The sequence below is a fragment of the Micromonospora sp. NPDC003241 genome, from assembly GCF_053589795.1.
On the sequence record NZ_JBSFSO010000001.1, the window covers coordinates 56,801 to 75,375 of the forward strand.

At 73.7% G+C, this 18,575-nt stretch carries 19 protein-coding genes; 5 read left to right on the forward strand and 14 right to left on the reverse strand.

Features of this window, described 5'->3' with window-relative positions; translation table 11 throughout:
• Positions 1 to 9: 9 nt before the first annotated feature.
• From ACWDVW_RS00250 to tsaB, 4 genes are all read right to left on the reverse strand, one after another.
• Complete coding sequence (locus ACWDVW_RS00250; RefSeq protein WP_449942935.1) at positions 10 to 264, reverse strand: hypothetical protein; 255 nt, start codon at positions 262 to 264, stop codon at positions 10 to 12.
• A gap of 14 nt (positions 265 to 278) precedes the next feature.
• Positions 279 to 1,325: a tRNA (adenosine(37)-N6)-threonylcarbamoyltransferase complex transferase subunit TsaD gene (gene tsaD / locus ACWDVW_RS00255; RefSeq protein ID WP_449942938.1), complete on the reverse strand. Its 1,047-nt coding sequence runs from the start codon at positions 1,323 to 1,325 to the stop codon at positions 279 to 281.
• Between the two features lie 6 nt (positions 1,326 to 1,331).
• Positions 1,332 to 1,775 carry a ribosomal protein S18-alanine N-acetyltransferase gene (gene rimI, locus ACWDVW_RS00260; RefSeq protein WP_449943491.1) on the reverse strand — a complete coding sequence of 148 codons (444 nt, stop codon included), beginning with the start codon at positions 1,773 to 1,775 and terminating at the stop codon, positions 1,332 to 1,334.
• Between the two features lie 83 nt (positions 1,776 to 1,858).
• Entirely contained in the window at positions 1,859 to 2,536 is a 678-nt protein-coding gene (gene tsaB / locus ACWDVW_RS00265) for a tRNA (adenosine(37)-N6)-threonylcarbamoyltransferase complex dimerization subunit type 1 TsaB (protein WP_449942941.1), read from the reverse strand.
• A 180-nt stretch (positions 2,537 to 2,716) separates the two neighbouring features.
• Here tsaB and ACWDVW_RS00270 point away from each other — a divergent pair, with 180 nt between their 5' ends.
• Positions 2,717 to 3,250: a SigE family RNA polymerase sigma factor gene (locus tag ACWDVW_RS00270; RefSeq protein ID WP_449942943.1), complete on the forward strand. Its 534-nt coding sequence runs from the start codon at positions 2,717 to 2,719 to the stop codon at positions 3,248 to 3,250.
• Positions 3,234 to 4,400 carry a hypothetical protein gene (locus tag ACWDVW_RS00275; RefSeq protein ID WP_449942945.1) on the forward strand — a complete coding sequence of 389 codons (1,167 nt, stop codon included), beginning with the start codon at positions 3,234 to 3,236 and terminating at the stop codon, positions 4,398 to 4,400. The genes ACWDVW_RS00270 and ACWDVW_RS00275 overlap by 17 nt, the downstream gene beginning before the upstream one ends.
• Positions 4,401 to 4,494: 94 nt before the next feature.
• Here the strand turns inward: ACWDVW_RS00275 and ung are convergent, their stop codons facing one another.
• From ung to ACWDVW_RS00300, 5 genes are all read right to left on the reverse strand, one after another.
• Positions 4,495 to 5,196 (reverse strand): uracil-DNA glycosylase, encoded by a 702-nt coding sequence (gene ung, locus ACWDVW_RS00280; RefSeq protein WP_449942948.1) that lies wholly within the window; start codon positions 5,194 to 5,196, stop codon positions 4,495 to 4,497.
• A 74-nt stretch (positions 5,197 to 5,270) separates the two neighbouring features.
• The gene (gene tsaE / locus ACWDVW_RS00285; RefSeq protein WP_449942950.1) at positions 5,271 to 5,759 is read right to left on the reverse strand and encodes a tRNA (adenosine(37)-N6)-threonylcarbamoyltransferase complex ATPase subunit type 1 TsaE; all 489 of its coding nucleotides are present in this window, start codon (positions 5,757 to 5,759) and stop codon (positions 5,271 to 5,273) included.
• The gene (locus tag ACWDVW_RS00290) at positions 5,756 to 6,850 is read right to left on the reverse strand and encodes an alpha/beta fold hydrolase (RefSeq protein ID WP_449942952.1); all 1,095 of its coding nucleotides are present in this window, start codon (positions 6,848 to 6,850) and stop codon (positions 5,756 to 5,758) included. The genes tsaE and ACWDVW_RS00290 overlap by 4 nt, the downstream gene beginning before the upstream one ends.
• Entirely contained in the window at positions 6,847 to 7,965 is a 1,119-nt protein-coding gene (gene alr / locus ACWDVW_RS00295; protein WP_449942955.1) for an alanine racemase, read from the reverse strand. The genes ACWDVW_RS00290 and alr overlap by 4 nt, the downstream gene beginning before the upstream one ends.
• 85 nt (positions 7,966 to 8,050) lie before the next feature.
• Positions 8,051 to 9,520 (reverse strand): NAD(P)H-hydrate dehydratase, encoded by a 1,470-nt coding sequence (locus tag ACWDVW_RS00300; protein WP_449942958.1) that lies wholly within the window; start codon positions 9,518 to 9,520, stop codon positions 8,051 to 8,053.
• Between the two features lie 219 nt (positions 9,521 to 9,739).
• Here ACWDVW_RS00300 and ACWDVW_RS00305 point away from each other — a divergent pair, with 219 nt between their 5' ends.
• Both ACWDVW_RS00305 and ACWDVW_RS00310 read left to right on the forward strand, forming a co-directional pair.
• The gene (locus ACWDVW_RS00305; protein ID WP_449942960.1) at positions 9,740 to 10,036 is read left to right on the forward strand and encodes a hypothetical protein; all 297 of its coding nucleotides are present in this window, start codon (positions 9,740 to 9,742) and stop codon (positions 10,034 to 10,036) included.
• Entirely contained in the window at positions 10,033 to 11,646 is a 1,614-nt protein-coding gene (locus ACWDVW_RS00310) for an alpha/beta hydrolase (RefSeq protein WP_449942963.1), read from the forward strand. The genes ACWDVW_RS00305 and ACWDVW_RS00310 overlap by 4 nt, the downstream gene beginning before the upstream one ends.
• An 11-nt stretch (positions 11,647 to 11,657) precedes the next feature.
• Here ACWDVW_RS00310 and glmS read toward each other — a convergent pair whose 3' ends face one another.
• Positions 11,658 to 13,571: a glutamine--fructose-6-phosphate transaminase (isomerizing) gene (glmS, locus tag ACWDVW_RS00315; RefSeq protein WP_350692812.1), complete on the reverse strand. Its 1,914-nt coding sequence runs from the start codon at positions 13,569 to 13,571 to the stop codon at positions 11,658 to 11,660.
• Between the two features lie 156 nt (positions 13,572 to 13,727).
• Between glmS and ACWDVW_RS00320 the strand changes: the two genes are divergently transcribed.
• Positions 13,728 to 14,921, forward strand: coding sequence for a pyridoxal phosphate-dependent aminotransferase (locus tag ACWDVW_RS00320; protein WP_350692814.1), 1,194 nt, complete (start codon positions 13,728 to 13,730; stop codon positions 14,919 to 14,921).
• A gap of 8 nt (positions 14,922 to 14,929) precedes the next feature.
• Here ACWDVW_RS00320 and ACWDVW_RS00325 read toward each other — a convergent pair whose 3' ends face one another.
• The 4 genes from ACWDVW_RS00325 to rplM all read right to left on the reverse strand — a co-directional run bounded on the left by ACWDVW_RS00325 (position 14,930) and on the right by rplM (position 18,491).
• On the reverse strand, positions 14,930 to 15,970 hold the full coding sequence (locus ACWDVW_RS00325) for a hypothetical protein (RefSeq protein ID WP_449942966.1): 1,041 nt from the start codon (positions 15,968 to 15,970) through the stop codon (positions 14,930 to 14,932).
• A gap of 122 nt (positions 15,971 to 16,092) precedes the next feature.
• A complete protein-coding gene (glmM, locus tag ACWDVW_RS00330) occupies positions 16,093 to 17,445 on the reverse strand; it encodes a phosphoglucosamine mutase (protein ID WP_449942969.1) in 1,353 nt (450 codons plus the stop codon).
• A 117-nt stretch (positions 17,446 to 17,562) separates the two neighbouring features.
• The gene (rpsI, locus tag ACWDVW_RS00335) at positions 17,563 to 18,027 is read right to left on the reverse strand and encodes a 30S ribosomal protein S9 (protein WP_102658823.1); all 465 of its coding nucleotides are present in this window, start codon (positions 18,025 to 18,027) and stop codon (positions 17,563 to 17,565) included.
• A gap of 20 nt (positions 18,028 to 18,047) precedes the next feature.
• A complete protein-coding gene (gene rplM, locus ACWDVW_RS00340) occupies positions 18,048 to 18,491 on the reverse strand; it encodes a 50S ribosomal protein L13 (protein WP_350692820.1) in 444 nt (147 codons plus the stop codon).
• Positions 18,492 to 18,575: the final 84 nt, after the last annotated feature.

Consider the following 18,575-nt stretch of genomic DNA (forward strand, 5'->3'; position numbering starts at 1 on the left):
GCCTGCGGGTCAGCGGTCGACCTGGGTGAAGTCCCAGGAGTGCGGCGGCCGGGCGAGCAGCATCACCGGCGGCTCGGGCAGCGGCCGGGGGCTGCTGCGCCACTTCGAGATCACCACCACCCGGTGGTCGGTGGAGGAGAACACCTCGCTGGACAGGTGCAGCGGGTCGTGCTCGAACTCGGGCAGGGCGCTGTCGCAGACCCAGGTGATCAACTCGGCGAACGCGTACGGCTCCGCCCGCGCCTCCCACATGCGTACGATCACGTCGCCGTCCTCCCTCACACGCTGACCGTGGTCAGCGGCATCGCCGAATCCGCGGGCAGGTCGAGCCGGCTCGGCGCGACACCCGAGGCGACCAGGTGCGAGCCGAGGGCCGCCACCATCGCGCCGTTGTCGGTGCACAGCCCCGGCCGGGGTACGCGTACCCGGATGCCCGCTCGCGCGGCCCGCTGCTCGGCCAACGCCCGCAGCCGCGAGTTGGCCGCCACTCCCCCGCCGATCACCAGCGTCTCCACGCCGGTGCTGCGGCAGGCGTCCAGCGCCTTGGTGACCAGCACATCGCAGACCGCCTCCTGGAAGGACGCGGCGACGTCGGCCACCGGCACCGGTTCACCGGCCCGCTGTCGCGCCTCGACCCACCGGGCCACCGCGGTCTTCAAGCCGGAGAACGAGAAGTCGTACCGGTGCGCGGCCAGGTCCTTGGCGGCGGTCAGGCCACGCGGGAACGCGATCGACGCGGGGTCACCGGCCCGCGCCTCCCGGTCGATGTACGGGCCGCCGGGAAACGGCAGGCCGAGCAGCCGGGCGACCTTGTCGAAGGCTTCCCCGGCCGCGTCGTCGATGGTGGCGCCCAGCGGGGTGACGCCGTGGGCCAGGTCGTCGACGAGCAGCAGCGACGAGTGCCCGCCGGAGACCAGCAGCGCGATCGCCGGCTCGGGCAGCGGCCCGTGTTCCAGCGTGTCCACCGCCACGTGGGCGGCCAGGTGGTTGACCCCGTAGACGGGCTTCTCGGCGGCGACCGCGTACCCCTTGGCCGCGGCCACCCCCACCAGCAGCGCACCGGCCAGCCCCGGACCGGCGGTGACCGCGATCGCGTCGACGTCGGCGAGGGTCACCCCGGCCTCGGTCAGCGCCCGCTGCATGGTCGGCACGATCGCCTCCAGGTGCGCTCGGCTGGCCACCTCGGGCACCACGCCACCGAACCGGGCGTGCTGGTCCACACTGGACGCGAGCGCGTCGGCGAGCAGGGTGTGCCCGCGCACGATGCCGACACCGGTCTCGTCGCACGAGGTCTCGATGCCGAGGATCAGTGGTTCGTCAGCCATGGGTTCTCAGTCCTGGTTGCGCTGCATCACCAGCGCGTCGGTATTGCTCGGTTGGTAGTAGCCGCGCCGCACGCCGATCGGTTCGAAGCCGTACGACGCGTAGAGGTGCTGGGCCGGCGCGTTGTCCGCCGCGACCTCCAGCAGCACGCTGCGTACGCGCCGCCGGGCGGCCTCGGCGAGCAGGGCCTCCAGCAGCACCCGCCCCACGCCCCGGCGCTGCGCGTCCCGCCGTACCGCGATGTTCTGCACCCACGCCTCGTCGGGCGGCGCGACGGCCAGCCCGGCGTAGCCGAGCACCGCGCCGTCGTCGTCGGTCGCGACCAGATAGAAGTGCCCGTGGGACAACTCGTTCCAGAACATCGCCGCGGACCACTGCTCGGCGCCGAAGAGGTCCACCTCGATCGGCAGCACCTCGTCGATGTGCCACCACCGGAGCCGCCCGAGCCGCACCGGGCCGGGCCGCACCAGATCGGGCCGCACCAGATCGGGCCGCACCGGATCCGGCCGCACCGGTTCGGTGCGCTGCGGCTCGGTCATGGCAGGACCGGTTTGCGGGCGGTGGCCGCCACGGCGTCCGGACGTCGCAGGTAGAGCGGGGTCAGCGTCTCGCCGGGTGCACCGGCCCGGATGCGCTCGGCGGCCAGGGTGGCCAGCGCGGACGCGTCCGGGTAGCGCGGTTCCGGTCGCAGCGGCAGCCCGAGCGTCTCCGCGTACCGGTGCGCGCCGTCGCCGACCGCCGCCGTGACACCTAGCTCCCGGGCCCGCTCGGCGGCGACCGCCGGCGCGCCGACCTCCGGCCCGACGAGCCGCTGCCCGGCACCGTCGTAGACCGCCCAGTAGACCTCCCGCCGTCGCGCGTCACCGGCGGCCAGCACCGGCTCGCCGCTCGCCGCCGGGTACCCGATCGCGTCCAGCGAGCAGACACCGTACGTCGGGACGTCGAGCACCTGGCCCATCGTGGCGGCGGTGACCAGCCCGACCCGCAGCCCGGTGAACGGCCCCGGACCGAGTCCGGCGACGATCGCGTCGAGGTCGGCCGGGCGGACGCCGACGTCGGTCAGCACCGCGTCGACCTGAGGCGCGAGCAGCTCGCCATGGGCGCGGGCGTCGACGGTGCACCGGTGTGCCCGGGTCGTCACCGCCGTCGCGGTGACCTCGACCAGGGCCGCCGTCACCGCCGGCGTCGAGCTGTCCACCACGAGTACGAGCACAATGAGCCAGCCTAGCCGCACCGCCGACCGCCCCGTGGCGCCCCGCCCGCCCTCGATGGAAGCCGCCGCTCCGACGACCACCGCCGCTACCGGGAGTTGCCGGGCAAGTACTTCTGTTCGCCGAGCAACTTCTGCTCCCGCCACCACCGTCCCACCTCCGGACAGAGGAGGAATGTCGATTTGAAGGCCGCAGACGAGCAAGCGTTCCGGGAGTTCGTGACGTCCGAGATGGCGTCACTGCGCAAGCTGGCCTATGTGACCTGCGGGGACTGGCACGCGGCGGATGACGCGGTGGCCAACACACTGATCAAGCTGTACCCGCGCTGGCGCAAGGTGGAGCGCCCGGACCTGTACGCCAAGACCATGGTGTACCGGGCCGCCGTCGACGAGACGCGCAGGCCCTGGCGTCAGGGGCGGGAGCGGTCGGCCGGCTACGGCATTCCGGACGTTGCGGTGGACGACCCGAACGGCGCCACCGACGAGCGGCTACGGCTGCGGGCGGCGTTGAACGCCGTACCCACCGGCCAACGGGCCGCCGTGGTGCTGCGCCACTATCTCGGACTCAGCCTGGAGGAGACGGCCCAGGTCCTGGGCTGCACCGTCGGCACGGCGAAGAGCCAGACGTCGCGCGGTCTCGCCAAGCTCCGCGAACTACTCGGAGCCGACCGGCTCACCAACATCGAGGACAAGGAATGGAATGTCGCAATTGCATGAGATCGTGGCGGCGGTGACCGTGGACGAGCCGCCCATGTCGCGTTCCGTCGACCAGATCGTCACGGCCGGTCGCAAGGCCGAACGTCGCCGTCGGGCGGGATTCGCTTCCGCAGGTGCCGCCGGCCTGGTCGCGGCCGTGGTCGCCGGCACGTTCGCGCTGACGCCGGGCGCTCCGGGGACCGCCGAGCCGCCGACCACCATCGTCGCCGGGGCCGCACCGGACGCGGAAGCCACCTGGTCGGACGCGCCGCCGTTCAGCTTCACGTTCCGCGCGTTCGACGCCGGTCCGCTGCGCGTGCAGGACCCCGTGGTGGTCTCCACCGCCTATCAGATCGCCTCGGTCTACATGGACGGCAGAGTCACCCACGACCGGCCGGTCGAGGACTCCGAGACGCCCGTCCGTCGGAATGGGAAGCGCCCCCCGGCTGCCGGCACCGACTCGACCCAGCGACCGCTGTACGCCTACCTGACGCTCTACCGGCCGGGCGCGTTCGACCCGGCGGGGATCGTCGGCGGCACCTCGTCGACGATCGCCGGCCGCCAGGCCGTCGAGTCGACCGTCGAGCCGGCCGGCCGGCAGTTGGCCTGGGAGTACGCCGACGACGCGTGGGCCGTGGTGACCGCGTACACCGGCACCCCCGAACCCTCCATCGCGGACCTGTCGGCGCTGGTGACCGCCCTGAAGCCGAGCCCGGCGGTGCCCGCCACGCTGCCGTTCCGGGTCGGCTACCTGCCCGCCGGCCACACCCCGGTGGAGGTCGGCACGCACGCCCTGCCCGGCCTGGTCGGCATCTCGCAGGCCCGCGCGGGCAACTTCGGCGGCGCGACCTACGCCGACCCCGCCCCGGCGACCACCGGACTGACCGCGCCGTACGGCGACAACGAGAGCGACACCATCCCGGACAGTGTCAGCATCCACGTCACGCCCGCCTCCTCCTCGAACCAGCAGGCGAAGGCCGGCAAGACGAAGTGCTACCAGGTGTCGGGTGACCCGTTCTGCAACCGCTGGACCGCCGACGGCACGGTGCAGGTGCAGGTCCTCAGCACCGGCGGGCTCTCGGTCGCGGAACTGACCAGGATCGTCGAGTCGGTCGAGGTGGTCGACGTGAACGACGGGAACACCTGGGTTCCGGTGCTCCAGGCGCGGTAGCCCCTAACCCACATCGGCGACCCCGCACGTCCGGCGCCGTGTCCCCGCCCCCGGGGGCACGGCGCCGGACGTCTCGGGCGCAGCGCCGGACGGCTCAGCCGGCGCTGCGCTCCCAGTCGACGGTGGGCAGGCCGGCGTCGGCGAGCGCCTTGTTGGCCGCGCTGAACGGACGACTGCCGAGGAAGCCACGCGGGTTCATCGGGCTGGGGTGCCCCGCCTCCAGCACCACGTGCTGCGGGTTGGTCACCAGCGCCGCCTTCTTGCGTGCGTAACCGCCCCAGAGCAGGAACACCACCCGCGACTGCTGGGCGTCCAGCGCCCGGATCGTGGCGTCGGTGAACTCCTCCCACCCCCGGTTGGCGTGCGAGCCGGGAGTGCCCTGCCGCACGGTCAGCACCGAGTTGAGCAGCAGCACCCCCTGTGCCGCCCAGCCGTCCAGGTTGCCGCTGCGCGGCTTGGGCACGCCCAGGTCCTCGCCCAACTCCTTGAAGACGTTGCGCAGCGACGGCGGCACCGAGACCCCCTCGCGCACACTGAAGCTCAGCCCGTGCGCCTGGCCGACCCGGTGGTAGGGGTCCTGCCCGAGGATCAGCACCCGGCAGGCCGACGGCGCGCAGAGCCGGTAGGCGGAGAAGAGGTCCTCCACCGGCGGGAAGACCGTCTGCGTCGCGTACTCCCCGGCGACGAAGTCGGCCAGCGCGGCCGTACGGGCCGGGTCGAGGTGCGGGGCGAGCACCTCGCGCCACTGCTCGGGAAGCAGAGCCGGCAGGTCGAGAGCGGGGGTGTCGTCGGGCATCGGCGGCCTTTCACCGGTCGGATCGTTTCCGGGCACTGTAGGCAGTGGGTACGACAGCGCTGGGCGCAGGGCGGTCAGCGCGGCACGGTCAGGACGGCCAGTCGCGTCGCCCAGTCGCCGCCGCCCGGCTCCAGCTCGACGACCCGGGTGTCGTCGTCGCGCCGGTCGAGGCGGACCCGTAGGTGCGCGTCGACCAACTGCTCGACCAGCCCCTCGCCCCACTCGACCACGGTGACCGAGTCCTCCACCGAGGCGTCCAGGTCCAGGTCGTCGATCTCGGCCCGGGGATCGCTCGCCGCCCCCAGCCGGTACGCGTCGGCGTGCACCAGGGCCACCCCGCGCCCGGTGGCCGGGTCCGGCCGGTGCACCCGGGCGATCACGAAGGTCGGCGAGGTGATGTCGCCGAGCACGCCCAACCCGGCACCGATCCCCTGGGTCAGCGCGGTCTTGCCGGCGCCCAGCGGGCCGGTCAGCAGCACCAGGTCACCGGCGCGCAGCAGCCCCGCGAGGCGACGCCCGAAGGCGTGCGTGTCCGCGACGGTCGGCAACTCGACGCGGGTCACGGGCGGTCCCGCTCACACGAGTCGAGAAACCGGCTGACCGCGATGTTGACCTCGTCGGCGTGCTCCAGCATCACCACGTGCCCACTGTCGTGGATCTTGACGAACTCGGCGTGCGGCAGCCGCCGGACGATCTCCTCGGAATGCGTCACCGGCGTGATCATGTCCTTGTCTCCGACGATCACCAACACCGGCGTGTCCTCCAACGCGGCCAGCGCCGGGAACCGCGAGTGCGTCGCCAGCGTACGCAGGTAGCGGGTCACCGTGTCGGCCGAGGTACGCGAGTTCATCTCCTCCACGTACGACACCAGGGAGGGGCTCGGCTTGCGGGTGCCGAAGCCGTACCTGCGGGTGAGCAGCCAGGCCACGTTGCTGGTGGACTTGCGGGCCCGGTCGATCACCGTCCCGCCGTAGCGGGTGACGTAGCCGGCCGTGTAGAGCACCGGCGCGCCGACGCGCCCGAGCAGGGCGGGCGCGACCAGCTTCGTCTCCGCCAGCAGACCACCGGAGGTGGCCATCAGCACCGTGCCGACCACCCGGTCGTCGAACATCTCCGGGTACAGCTCGGCCAGCGACATGATGGTCATGCCGCCCATCGAGTGCCCGATCAGCACCAGCGGCCCGTCCGGTGCCACCTCGTCGATCACCCGGCGCAACGTGTGCCCGAGCGCGACCAGGTCGTACTCGCCGCCCTCCAGCCGCCCCGAGCGGCCGTGCCCGGGCTGGTCGTACGCCACGATCCGGTGCTCGCCCCGCCCGGCCAGCATCTTGCGTTGGAAGTGGAAGGTGCCCATGTCCAGGCAGAAGCCGTGCACCAGCACGACCGTCGGGTTGCCCGCGACGGGACGGATCGGCTCGACCACCTCCACGTGCACGTCGGTGCCGTCGGGCAGCTCCAGCCGGTACGCCGCGTCGTAGTGCTGCTCGCCGAAGACCTCGTCGACGTACGGGTCGGCGGGATCGGCCTTGAGCCGGCGGACCAGGGCCCGTTCGGTGGCGACACCGGCGGCGAGCCCGGCGGCGGCCACGCCGAGCGCCGCACCGACCAGCCCGGCGGCCCGGCCGGCGGCGGTACGCGGTCGGGGGACCCTCACGCCGACCCGCCGTCATAGATCCGGGGCACCCGCGTGCTGCCGAACCGGGTGACGATCTCGTAGTTGATGGTGCCGGCCGCCTCGGCCCAGTCGTCGGCGGTGGGCGCGCCGTCCGTGCCGTCGCCGAAGAGGGTGACCACGTCACCGGCGACCACCGGATCGTCGCCGCAGTCCAGCACGAACTGGTCCATGCAGACCCGGCCGGCGACGGTCCGCCGCTTCCCGCCGAGCTGCACCGGGCCGGTGCCCGAGGCGTGCCGTGGCACCCCGTCGGCGTAGCCCAGCGGCACCACGGCCAGTGTCGCGTCGCGCTCGGTGAGGTAGGTGTGCCCGTAGGAGACACCGGCACCGGCCGGTACCCGTTTGGTCAGCATCACCCGGGCCCGGGCGGTCATCGCCGGCCGCAGCCCGTACGTCTGCCCGGCCACCGGGCAGAGGCCGTACACGGCCAGCCCGGGACGGACCAGGTCGAAGTGGGTGTCGGGCCGGGTCAGCGTGGCCGCCGAGTTGGCCAGGTGCCGGTAGCGCGGGCGCAGTCCGGCCCGCTCGACCATGGCCAGCCCCTCGTGGAAGACCGCCAGCTGCCGGTCCGTGGTGGGGTGGCCGGGCAGGTCCGCGTAGACGAAGTGGCTCCACACCCCGACCACCTCGACCAGCCCGTCGGCCTGGGCCTTGGCGGCGGCGTCGAGCAGGGCCGGCCAGTCGGCGACGGTCGCGCCGCCCCGGGCCAACCCAGTGTCGATCTTGAGATGCAGCCGGGCCGGGCGTTCCGCGCGCCGGCTCGCCTCGACCATCTCGTCGAGCTGCGCGAGGCTCGCCACCCCCAGGTCGACGCCGGCCGCGACGCCGGTGTGCAACGGCAACCCGGGCACCAGCAGCCAGGCCAGCACCGGAGCGTCGATGCCCGCCGCCCGCAGGGCCAACGCCTCGTCCAGGGTGCAGACCCCGAGCCAGTCCGCGCCCGCCTCCAGGGCGGCACGGGCGGCCGGGACCATGCCGTGGCCGTAGCCGTCACCCTTCACCACCGCCATCAACTCGGCGCTGGTGCCGGTGCGCAACCGGTCCACGTTCTCCCGGATCGCGTCGAGGTCGACGCGTACCTCGGCCTGCCACATGCCTCCCACCCTACTTCCGCGCTGATCACCCGGGGTCGCCCCCGGCCGAGTACGGGGTGTCGGGCGGGTCCCGCGACGACGGAGGTCAGGTGATCCGGGCCAGTACGGGCCGCAGCGCGTCGGCCACGTCCGCGGCGGCCACCGGACCGCCCCGCGCCGCCTCGCGACCGGCCAACCCGTGCAGGTACGCCGCCGCCGCGGCGGCACGCTCCGCCGCCAGGCCGGACGCGAGCAGCGCACCGAGCAGCCCGGCCAGGACGTCCCCGGTGCCGCCGGTGGCCAGGGCCGGAGTGCCGGTCGGATTGACGTACGCCCGGCCGTCCGGCGTGCCGATCACCGTGCGGTTGCCCTTGAGCAGCACCACCGCGTTCGTCCATGCTGCCAGCCGCAGCGTCGCGGCGACCCGGTCCGCGCCGGGCTCCTCGCCGCAGAGCCGGCTGAACTCCCGGTCGTGCGGAGTGATCACGATGGGCGCGTCACGGCGCCGGAGCTGGTCGGCGAGCCGGCCGTCGACCAGCAGCGTCAGCGCGTCGGCGTCCAGCACCACCGGCACCGGCGCGGCGAGCACCGCGCGCAGCTCGGCGGCGGCCCGCTCGTCCGTGCCCAGGCCCGAGCCGCACACCCACGCCTGCACCCGGCCCGCGTCGACCACCCGGTCGGTGGCGATCACCGACGGGTAGCGGCGCACCACCTCCTCGCGGGCGCCTCCCGCGTAGCGGACCAGGCCGGTCGGCCCGGCGAGCGCGCCGCCGACCGACAGCACCCCGGCACCCGGGTACGTCGCCGACCCGGTGGCCACCCCCACCACGCCCCGGGTGTACTTCTCCGAGGCCGCGCCGAGCCGGGGCCACCAGTCGACGACGTCGGACTCCTCCACCACGTGCAGCGCCGGGCTGCCCCGCAGCCACGGTCCCAGCCCGATGTCGACCAGCTCCACCTGTCCGGCCAGCGCGGCGGCGGGGCCGACCGCCAGGGCCGGCTTCCACGCGCCGAAGACCACCGTCACGTCGGCCCGCACCGCCTTGGGCCGACCGGACGAGGTCAACGGCACCGCCCCGGTGTCCACCTCGACACCGCTGGGCACGTCCACCGCCACCACCGTCGCCCGGCCGCCGTCGCGCCCGTGCTGCCGCAGCAGGCTCGCCGCCAGTTGCTCGGCGGTCTCCCGCAGCCCGCCACGCCCACCGATGCCCACGATCCCGTCGAGCACCAGGTCGACCACGACCGGCGGACGGTCCACCACCCGGCCACCGGCGGTCCGCAACGCGGCCAGCCCCGGCGCGTGTACGCGCTCCGGGTCGAGCAGCAACGCCGACACGGCCGCACCGCGCCGGGCCAGCCGGGCGCCTGCGTACAGGGCGTCGCCGCCGTTGTCGCCGGAGCCGACGAGCAGCAGCACCGGTGCCGCGTACACCCCGCCCCGGTCGGCGAGCAGCAACGCGCACCGGCGGGCCAGCCCGGCGGCGGCGCGCTGCATCAGCGTGCCGGGGGGCAGCTCGGCCATCAGTGCCTTCTCGGCCGCGCGTACCTCCGCCACCCGCCAGACCGGCCGCATGTCACACCCCGTCTCCCGCGCCCCGCACGCGATCGGTACCGACGATCACGCGCCACCCTACCGGCGGGCGGGCCGCAGGATAGCCCCTTGTCCACATACCTCACGGCCCCTGTGGACGACGGTCGGGTACGCCTGCCGCCGTCGTCCACAGGGCACGCGACCGACGCCCGGCCCCGCCTAGCGTCTGCGCCGTGCGGGAGCCGAGGGCGGGAGGGGCCGATGGCGCAGGAGGAGTTGACCGTGCGGCCGGAGACGCTGCACCGGGTCGGGCGAGCGCTGGGCGACACCGCCTACCGGCTGGCCCACGGGCCGGCGGGCGTACCGGGATTGGCGGCACCGGACCGCCAGTGGGCAGCGGCGGGGGCGCTGGCCGCGCTGGAGAGGTCGGTGCACACCTGGTGCGGGCGGCTCGGCGCGCAGGTGGCCGAGACCGGGGACGCGGTACGCGCCGCCGCCGGGGCGTACGAGTCGGTGGACGGTCGGGCCGCTACCCGGCTCTCCGCGGTGACCCGGTGACCGGCGCGACGCCGACCCGGCCCACGGCCGTCGGTTACGTCCAGCTCTCCACGGCCGACCCGGGCGGCTGGCGGACCACCGGCACCGCCTGGTCGAGCCTGGCCGGGCTCGCCCGGCGACGCGCCGACGAACTCGCCGAGGGCACGACGGCACTGCGCACCGGCTGGTCCGGTCGGGCCGCCGGGTCGGCCGGGACCCGGCTGGGCGGGCTGCGGACCGAGCTGACCGCGCTCGTCCCGGCCGCCGTCGAGGTCGACCAGGTGCTCGCCGGGTTCGCCGCCCGGCTCGCGGCGGCCCGGGCCCGGCTCTCCTCGGCCGTCGAGCTGGCCGCCGCCACCGGAGTGCTGATCGACCGGTCGGGTCGGGTGCGCCCCGACCCGGCGCGGGTGCCGCCGGAGCGGGCCGCCGCCACGGTGGCCCCGGTCGCCACCGGCCTCCGGGACGCGCTCGACCTGGCCGGGGCGGCCGACCGCGAGGCCGCCGGACGCCTCGGGCAGTTGTCGCGGGACGCCGCCGCCGGCTGGGTGGTCCCGCCACCACCGGGCCGACCCGCACCACACACCGACCCGGGCCGGGTGCGGCTCTGGTGGGCCGGGCTCAGCTCGGCACAGCGCCGCTGGCTGGTGCTGCACGAACCGGAGCTGGTCGGTCGGCTCGACGGGGTGCCGGCGACCGACCGGGACCAGGCCAACCGGTCGTTGCTGGGCACGCGGCGGAAGGAGCTACGGGCGCGCTGGGAACGGCTGCTCGCCCGGGTGCCGCGCGGGCCGGCGGAGATGGCCGGGCTGCGGGCGGTGGACGCCGCACTGACCGGGCTGGACGCGCTCGCCACCCGGCTCGACGCGACGGAGTCGCCCCGGGCCTACCTACTCGGGTTGGACGTGGGCGGCGAGGGACGCACGGTGGTGGCGCTGGGCGACCCGGACCGTGCCTCCGGCGTGGTCACGTACGTGCCGGGGATGACCGCCGGGCTGGACGACGCCACCGGCGAGCTGGGCCGGGCGGCGCGGGTGCTGTCCCGCTGCGCCGACCTGGCACCGGGCCAGGAGACCTCGGCGGTGCTCTGGCTGGACTACGACGCACCGGACTTCCTGCACGAGGCGGCCCGGGACGGGCAGGCCCGCGACGCGGGCGACGCACTGCACCGGTTCCAGGAGGGACTGCGGGCCACCCACGACGGGCCACCGGCCCGGCAGACGGTGCTCGGCCACAGCTACGGGTCGCTGGTGGTCGGCACCGCCGCCCGCGACCACGGGCTCGCCGCGGACGCGCTGGTCTTCGTCGGCTCGCCCGGCGTCGGCGTGGGACACGCCTCCGAGCTGGGCGTACCGCCCGAGCAGGTGTGGGCCAGCACCGCGCCGGACGACGTGATCCGGCTGACCCGCCCACCGGACGAGCTGGCCCGGCAGTCGGTGCTCGGTGCCTCCCCGGTCGGCACGATCGTCGACTGGCTGGCCGGGCCGCGCGACGAACGCTGGTTCGGGCGCGACCCGGCCGAGCCGGGTTTCGGGGGCCGGACGTTCCCCAGTGGCCGGTACGGGCACACCGGCTACTGGGACCCGGCCAACCCCGCCCTGGACGGTATGGCGCGAGTGGTGCTCGGCCGGTGAGCGTCCGCGTGCTACTCGACGGTGACCGACTTCGCCAGGTTGCGCGGCTGGTCGACGTCGTGTCCCCGGGCGGCGGCGATCTCGGCCGCGAGCACCTGCAACGGCACGGTGGTCACCAGCGGGGCGAGCAGCGTCGGGGTACGCGGGACGTAGATCAGATGGTCGGCGTAGCGGACGACCGCCTCGTCGCCCTCCTCGGCGATCACGATGGTGCGGGCGCCCCGGGCGCGTACCTCCTGGATGTTGGAGACGACCTTGTCGTGCAGCAGCCCGCGACCGACCGGCGACGGCACCACGCAGATCACCGGGGTGCCCTGGTCGATCAGCGCGATCGGGCCGTGCTTGAGTTCACCCGCGGCGAAGCCCTCGGCGTGCATGTACGCCAACTCCTTGAGCTTGAGCGCACCCTCCAGCGCCACCGGGTAGCCGACGTGGCGGCCGATGAACAGCACCGTCGGCGCGGACTTCAGCTCCCGGGCCAGCTCCCGGACCGGCTCGATCCGCCCGAGCAGTTCCCGCAGCTTGTCCGGCACCTGGTGCAGTTGGTCGAGCACGGCCGCCACCTCGTCGGCGAACTTGACCCCTCGCACCTGGGCCAGGTGCAGACCGATCAGATAGCAGGCGGCCAACTGGGTGAGGAACGCCTTGGTCGAGGCGACGGCGATCTCCGGCCCGCCGTGGGTATAGAGCACCGCGTCGGACTCCCGGGGGATGGTGGAGCCGTTGGTGTTGCAGATGGCCAGCACCCGGGCCTTCTGCTCCTTGGCATGCCGCAACGCCATCAGGGTGTCCATGGTCTCGCCGGACTGCGAGATCACCACGATCAGGGTGGACCGGTCCAGCACCGGGTCGCGGTAGCGGAACTCGCTGGCCAGCTCCACCTCGCAGGGGATCCGGGTCCAGTGCTCGATGGCGTACTTGGCGACCATGCCGGAGTGGTACGCGGTGCCGCAGGCGACGATGAAGATCTTGTCGACGTCGCGCAGGTCCTGGTCGCTGAGGCGGACCTCGTCGAGCATGATCTCGCCGGTCTCGGTCATCCGGCCCAGCAGCGTGTCGGCGACGGCCTGCGGCTGCTCCTCGATCTCCTTGAGCATGAACCAGTCGTAGCCACCCTTCTCCGCGGCCGAGGAGTCCCAGTCGATGTGGAAGTCCTTGCCGGTGGCCGGCTGACCGGCGAAGTCGGTGATCTCGATGGTGTCGGCGGTGATCAGGACGATCTGGTCCTGGCCCAGCTCGACCGCCTCGCGGGTGTGCTCGATGAACGCGGCCACGTCGCTGGCGAGGTAGTTCTCCCCGTTGCCGCGTCCCACCACCAGGGGCGAGTTGCGCCGCGCGCCGACGACGGCCCCGGGCACCCCGGAGTCCACCGCGAGCAGCGTAAAGGCGCCCTCCAGCCGCTGGCAGACCACCCGCATGGCGGCGGCGAGCAACTGCGGCCCGTCCGGGTGGCCGGCGGCCCGCAGCTCGGCCAGCGCCTTGGCGAGCAGGTGCGCGGCACACTCGGTGTCGGTGTCGCTGGCGAACTGGACGCCGTCGTCCTCCAGCTCGGCGCGGAGCTTGGCGAAGTTCTCGATGATGCCGTTGTGGATCACCGCGACCCGGCCGTCGGGCGACAGGTGCGGGTGGGCGTTGCGGTCCGTGGGGCCGCCGTGGGTGGCCCACCGGGTGTGTCCGATGCCCGTGGTGCCGTCGCCGATGCCGATCGGGCTGGCTCCGCAGGCGTCCGGGTCCTCGGCGGCGCGCTCCGAGAGCACCTTCTCCAGGTTGGCCAGCTTGCCGGCCTTCTTCTCGGTCAGCAGTTGCCCGTCGCAGACCACGGCGACGCCCGCCGAGTCGTAGCCGCGGTACTCCAGCCGCCGCAGGCCGTCGAGCACGATACCGAGCGCCGGCCGACTGCCGGCGTACCCCACGATTCCACACATGGGTCGCAGCCTAACTAGATCCGCTCACGATGTCTGCGCGAAAGCGGGGTAAACAATCACTGAATTTGAGCGATTAGCGCAACACCGGTGATCAGCGTCACCGAACACCCAGCCGGGCCGGGGCGGGACGACCGGGCCCACCCGTACCCTGACGGTGTGACGAGCACCGATGTCGACCCGCTGGTGAGCCGGATGCGCCCGTTCGGGACGACGGTTTTCGCCGAGATGTCCGCTCTGGCCGTCCGTACCGGTGCGGTGAACCTCGGGCAGGGTTTCCCGGACACCGACGGCCCGCCCGAGATGCTGGCCGCCGCCGCCGAGGCGCTGCGTTCCGGACGGAACCAGTACCCACCCGGCCCCGGCGTCCCGGAGTTGCGCGCGGCCGTGGCGGCACACCAACGTCGCTTCTGGGGCCTGGAGTACGACCCGGACGGCGAGGTGGTGATCACCGCAGGCGCCACCGAGGCGATCGCCGCGGCGATCCTCGGCCTCTGCGAGCCGGGCGACGAGGTGGTCTGCTTCGAGCCCTACTACGACTCGTACGCCGCCTCGGTCACCCTGGCCGGCGCGGTCCGGCGACCCGTCACGCTGCGGCCCGCCGACGACGGCCGGTACGCCTTCGACCCGGCGGAGCTGCGGGCCGCGTTCGGGCCCCGGACCCGACTGGTGCTGCTGAACTCCCCGCACAACCCGACCGGCAAGGTCTTCACCCCGGCCGAGTTGTCGCTGATCGCCGAGCTGTGCCAGGAGCACGGCGCGTACGCGGTCACCGACGAGGTGTACGAGCACCTGGTCTTCACCGACGCGTCGACCGGGCACGTCCCGCTGGCCACGCTGCCCGGAATGCGCGAGCGCACGTTGCGCGTCTCGTCGGCCGGCAAGACCTTCTCCTGCACCGGTTGGAAGGTGGGCTGGGTCAGCGGCCCGGCGGCCCTCGTCTCGGCGGTGCTGCGGGTCAAGCAGTTCCTCACCTTCGTCAACGCCGCGCCGCTGCAACCGGCCGTCGCGGTGGCCCTCGCCCTGCCCGACGCCTATTTCACCGAGTTCCGGGCCGGCATGCAGGCCCGCCGCGACCAGCTGATCAGCGGGCTCGGCGACGCCGGCTTCGACGTGCTCACGCCGGAGGGGACGTACTTCGTCACCACCGACATCACCGGGCTCGGCGGCACCGACGGTGTCGACTTCTGCCGTACGCTGCCGGACCGCTGCGGCGTGGTGGCGGTACCCACCCAGGTCTTCTACGACGATCCGGAGGCGGGCCGACGGCTGGTGCGGTTCGCGTTCTGCAAGCGCCCCGAGGTGCTGACCGAGGCGGTGGCCCGCCTACGCCGGGCAGGCGCGCACGCCTGACCCGGCGGTCACTGTGCCCGGGTCCGGCGGCGCGCCGCCGACCAGGTCAGCACCATCGCGACGAGAAGGAGCACCGGCGCGAGCTGAGCCAGCTCGGCGGCGGACCGGATGTCGTGGGTGACCGCGAGGAAGCGGGCCCGCTCGGCGGCGTCCTGCCACTGCTCCGGGTTCAGCCGGAGGAAATCGTGGGCGATGAAGAGCGCGAGCGCCACCGGCACCGTCACGAGCAGCAGCGGCAGCCGCCACCGGGTCGACCGGCGCGCCGCAGCCCACCAGACCAGGGCGGCCAGCGCCACGGTGCCGACCATGACGACCACCGAGGCGGTGCCCAGGCCGAACCATCGGTAGGTGCTGCGGTCCAGCTCGGTGGCGGTCACGCCGTACACGGTCACCCACGGTGCCGCGAGGCCGGCGAGCAGGGCCACGGTGCCGGCGCCCGCCACCACGAACCGGCCGGCACCCGGCCACCAACTTGCCAGGACGACCCCCGCCAGGGTCGCCACGCCGAGCACCGCGAACGTCAGGCCCAGGCTGTCGTAGCCGAACCGGATCGCCCCGTAGTCGTCGTCGAGCACCGGCGTCAGCCGCCGGACGACCTCCGCCCAGCGGGTCGCGGCCTCGTCCGGCCCGGACGAGACCCGGTGGGCGGCACCGACCAGCACCGTCGACATGGCCAGCAGGGCGCCGCCCGCCGCCACGGCCGCCGCGCGTCCGGCCCGCCCGTCCAGCACCGTCGCGGCCAACGCCAGCATGATCAGCGGCAGCAGTACGGCCAGGTAGGCCCAGCCCCAGCCGCCGATCTCGGTGAGACTCAGCGCGGCGGTGGAGTCCTGGTGGATCAGCGAGTCGTCCCGGCTGCCCAGCACCCGCAGCGACACCTCGGACCACGGCACCGCCACCGAGGCGGCGATCAGCCCCAACGCCAGCAGGATCGCGAGCAGCCGTCCCCAGCGGGCCCCGAGCCAGCTCTCCGGCGCGTCCGACGCGGTCGCGTCCGACGGGAGGTCGGCGGGCTGGTCGACGGCGCCGAGGGAGCCGGGGTGAGACACGGTCACCTCCAGGAAAGGGGGCGGTCGGGCGGGACGGCGGTCGTCATGGTCGCACGACACACCTCCGGGCAGGGGGCAGCACGGCCGTCATGCCGCGTGTAGCGGCTCGGCCGTCACCTCGGTCAGGCCGGGCTGGCCGTGCGGACGTGTTCGGCGATCCGCTCGGCGACCTCCCGCGCGGTCGCCTCGGTGGCCGCCTCGACCATCACCCGCACCAGCGGCTCGGTGCCCGAGGGCCGCAGCAGCACCCGTCCGGTCTCACCCAGCTCGGCCTCGGCGCGTTCCACCTCGGCGCGCACGGCGGGCGCGGCGGCACCGACGGTGCGGTCACCGACCGGCACGTTGATCAGCACCTGCGGCAGCTTGGTCACCACCGCCGCGAGGTCCGCCAGGGTACGGCCGGTGGCGGCCATCCGGGCCATCAGGTGCAGCCCGGTCAGCACCCCGTCGCCGGTGGTGGCGTACGCGGGCAGGACGATGTGTCCACTCTGCTCGCCGCCCAGCGCCAGCCCGGAGGCGCGCAACTCCTCCAGCACGTACCGGTCGCCCACCTTGGTCTCGACTAGCCGGATGCCCTCGGCGGACATGGCCAGGCGCAGACCGAGGTTGCTCATCACGGTGGCGACCAGGGTGTCCCCGGTCAGCGTGCCGGCCTCCCGCATGGCCAGCGCCAGGATCGCCATGACCTGGTCGCCGTCGACCTCGTCGCCGTCGGCGGTGACCGCCACGCAGCGGTCGGCGTCGCCGTCGTGCGCGATGCCGAGGTGCGCGCCGTGCTCGACCACGGCCTGTTGCAGGGCGGCGATGTGGTTCGAGCCGCACTCGTCGTTGATGTTGAGCCCGTCCGGCTCGGCGTAGATCGCGACGACCTCGGCACCGGCCTCCCGGTACGCGGCCGGGGCGACCTCGGCGGCGGCGCCGTTGGCGCAGTCCACCACGACCTTGATCCCGTCGAGCCGATGCGGCACGGTGCCGGCCAGGTGCTGCACGTAGTGGTCGGCACCGTCGAGCAGGTCGTGCACCCGCCCCACCCCCGCGCCGACCGGCCGCTTCCAGGCGGTGGTGGCGTTGGCCTCGATGGCCGCCTCGATCCGCATCTCGATCTCGTCGGGCAGCTTGTGCCCACCGGCCGCGAAGAGCTTGATCCCGTTGTCCGGCATCGGGTTGTGCGAGGCGGAGAGCATCACCCCGAGATCCGCCTTGGCCTCGGCGGTGAGGAACGCCACCGCCGGGGTGGGCAGCACGCCGACCCGGACCACCGTCGCACCGGCGCTGGTCAGTCCGGCGACCACGGCCGCCTCCAGCATCTCGCCACTGGCACGGGTGTCCCGACCGACCACGGCGATCGGGGCGTGACTGCGATCCGACTCGGCGAGGGTGTGCGCGGCGGCGACGGCCACCGAGAGCGCCAACTCCGGGGTGAGGTCGACGTTCGCCCGCCCGCGTACGCCGTCCGTGCCGAACAAGCGGCCCATACCCACCAACCTCCGATGAAACTGCCGTTGTAGGTGAAAAGCGGACGGCCGGTCCACCTCCCCGTGTCGAGGGAGGTGGACCGGCCGTCCGTCAGAAGTACAAGGTGCGGCTGGAGATCAGCGCTTCGAGTACTGAGGAGCCTTACGGGCCTTCTTGAGGCCGTACTTCTTGCTCTCCTTGACCCGGGCGTCACGGGTCAGGAAGCCGGCCTTCTTCAGGGCCGGGCGGTCGTCGGGCTCGTTGACGATCAGCGCCCGGGCGATGGCCAGCCGCAGCGCACCGGCCTGGCCGGTGGTGCCGCCGCCCCGCAGGTTGGCGATCACGTCGAACGCCTCGGGCTTCTCGGCGGTGACCAGCGGGTCCTTGATGAGCTGCTGGTGCACCTTGCTCGGGAAGTACGCTTCGAGGTCGCGCCCGTTGCAAGTGATCTTGCCCGTGCCCGGCACGATCCGGACCCGGACGATGGCTTCCTTGCGCCGACCCACGGTCTGGATCGGGCGGTCACCACGAGGCGCGCGGGCGACGGGCGCCGGCGCCTCGGTGGCCTCGGGGGCGACCTCGGTGGCGGTGATGTCGGTCATGCTGCTTCCTTCGCCCGCGCTCACTGCGCGATCTGCTTGATCTCGAACGGCGCCGGCTGCTGCGCGCCGTGCGGGTGCTCGGCACCGGCGTAGACCTTCAGCTTCTTGATCAGCTGACGGCCGAGCTTGTTGTGCGGGAGCATCCCCTTGACAGCCAGCTCGATGGCCCGCTCGGGGCGCTTGGCGAGCAGCTCCTCGTAGCCGACCTGCTTCAGGCCGCCCGGGTAGCCGGAGTGGCGGTAGGCGATCTTCTGCTGACGCTTGTTACCGGTCAGCGCGACCTTGCCCGCGTTCACGATGACGACGAAGTCGCCCGTGTCGACGTGCGGCGCGAAAGTCGGCTTGTGCTTGCCCCGCAGCAGCGTGGCGGCGTGGGTGGCCAGGCGGCCCAGCACGACATCAGAGGCGTCGATGACGTGCCACTGACGCTCGATCTCACCCGGCTTCGGGCTGTACGTACGCACAGGTCTACCTTGTCTCGTCGTCGGTCTGGGGTAGCGCGCCGAGGTGACCAGGGCTTCCCGGTCGGACCAGCGCGCACGAACGAC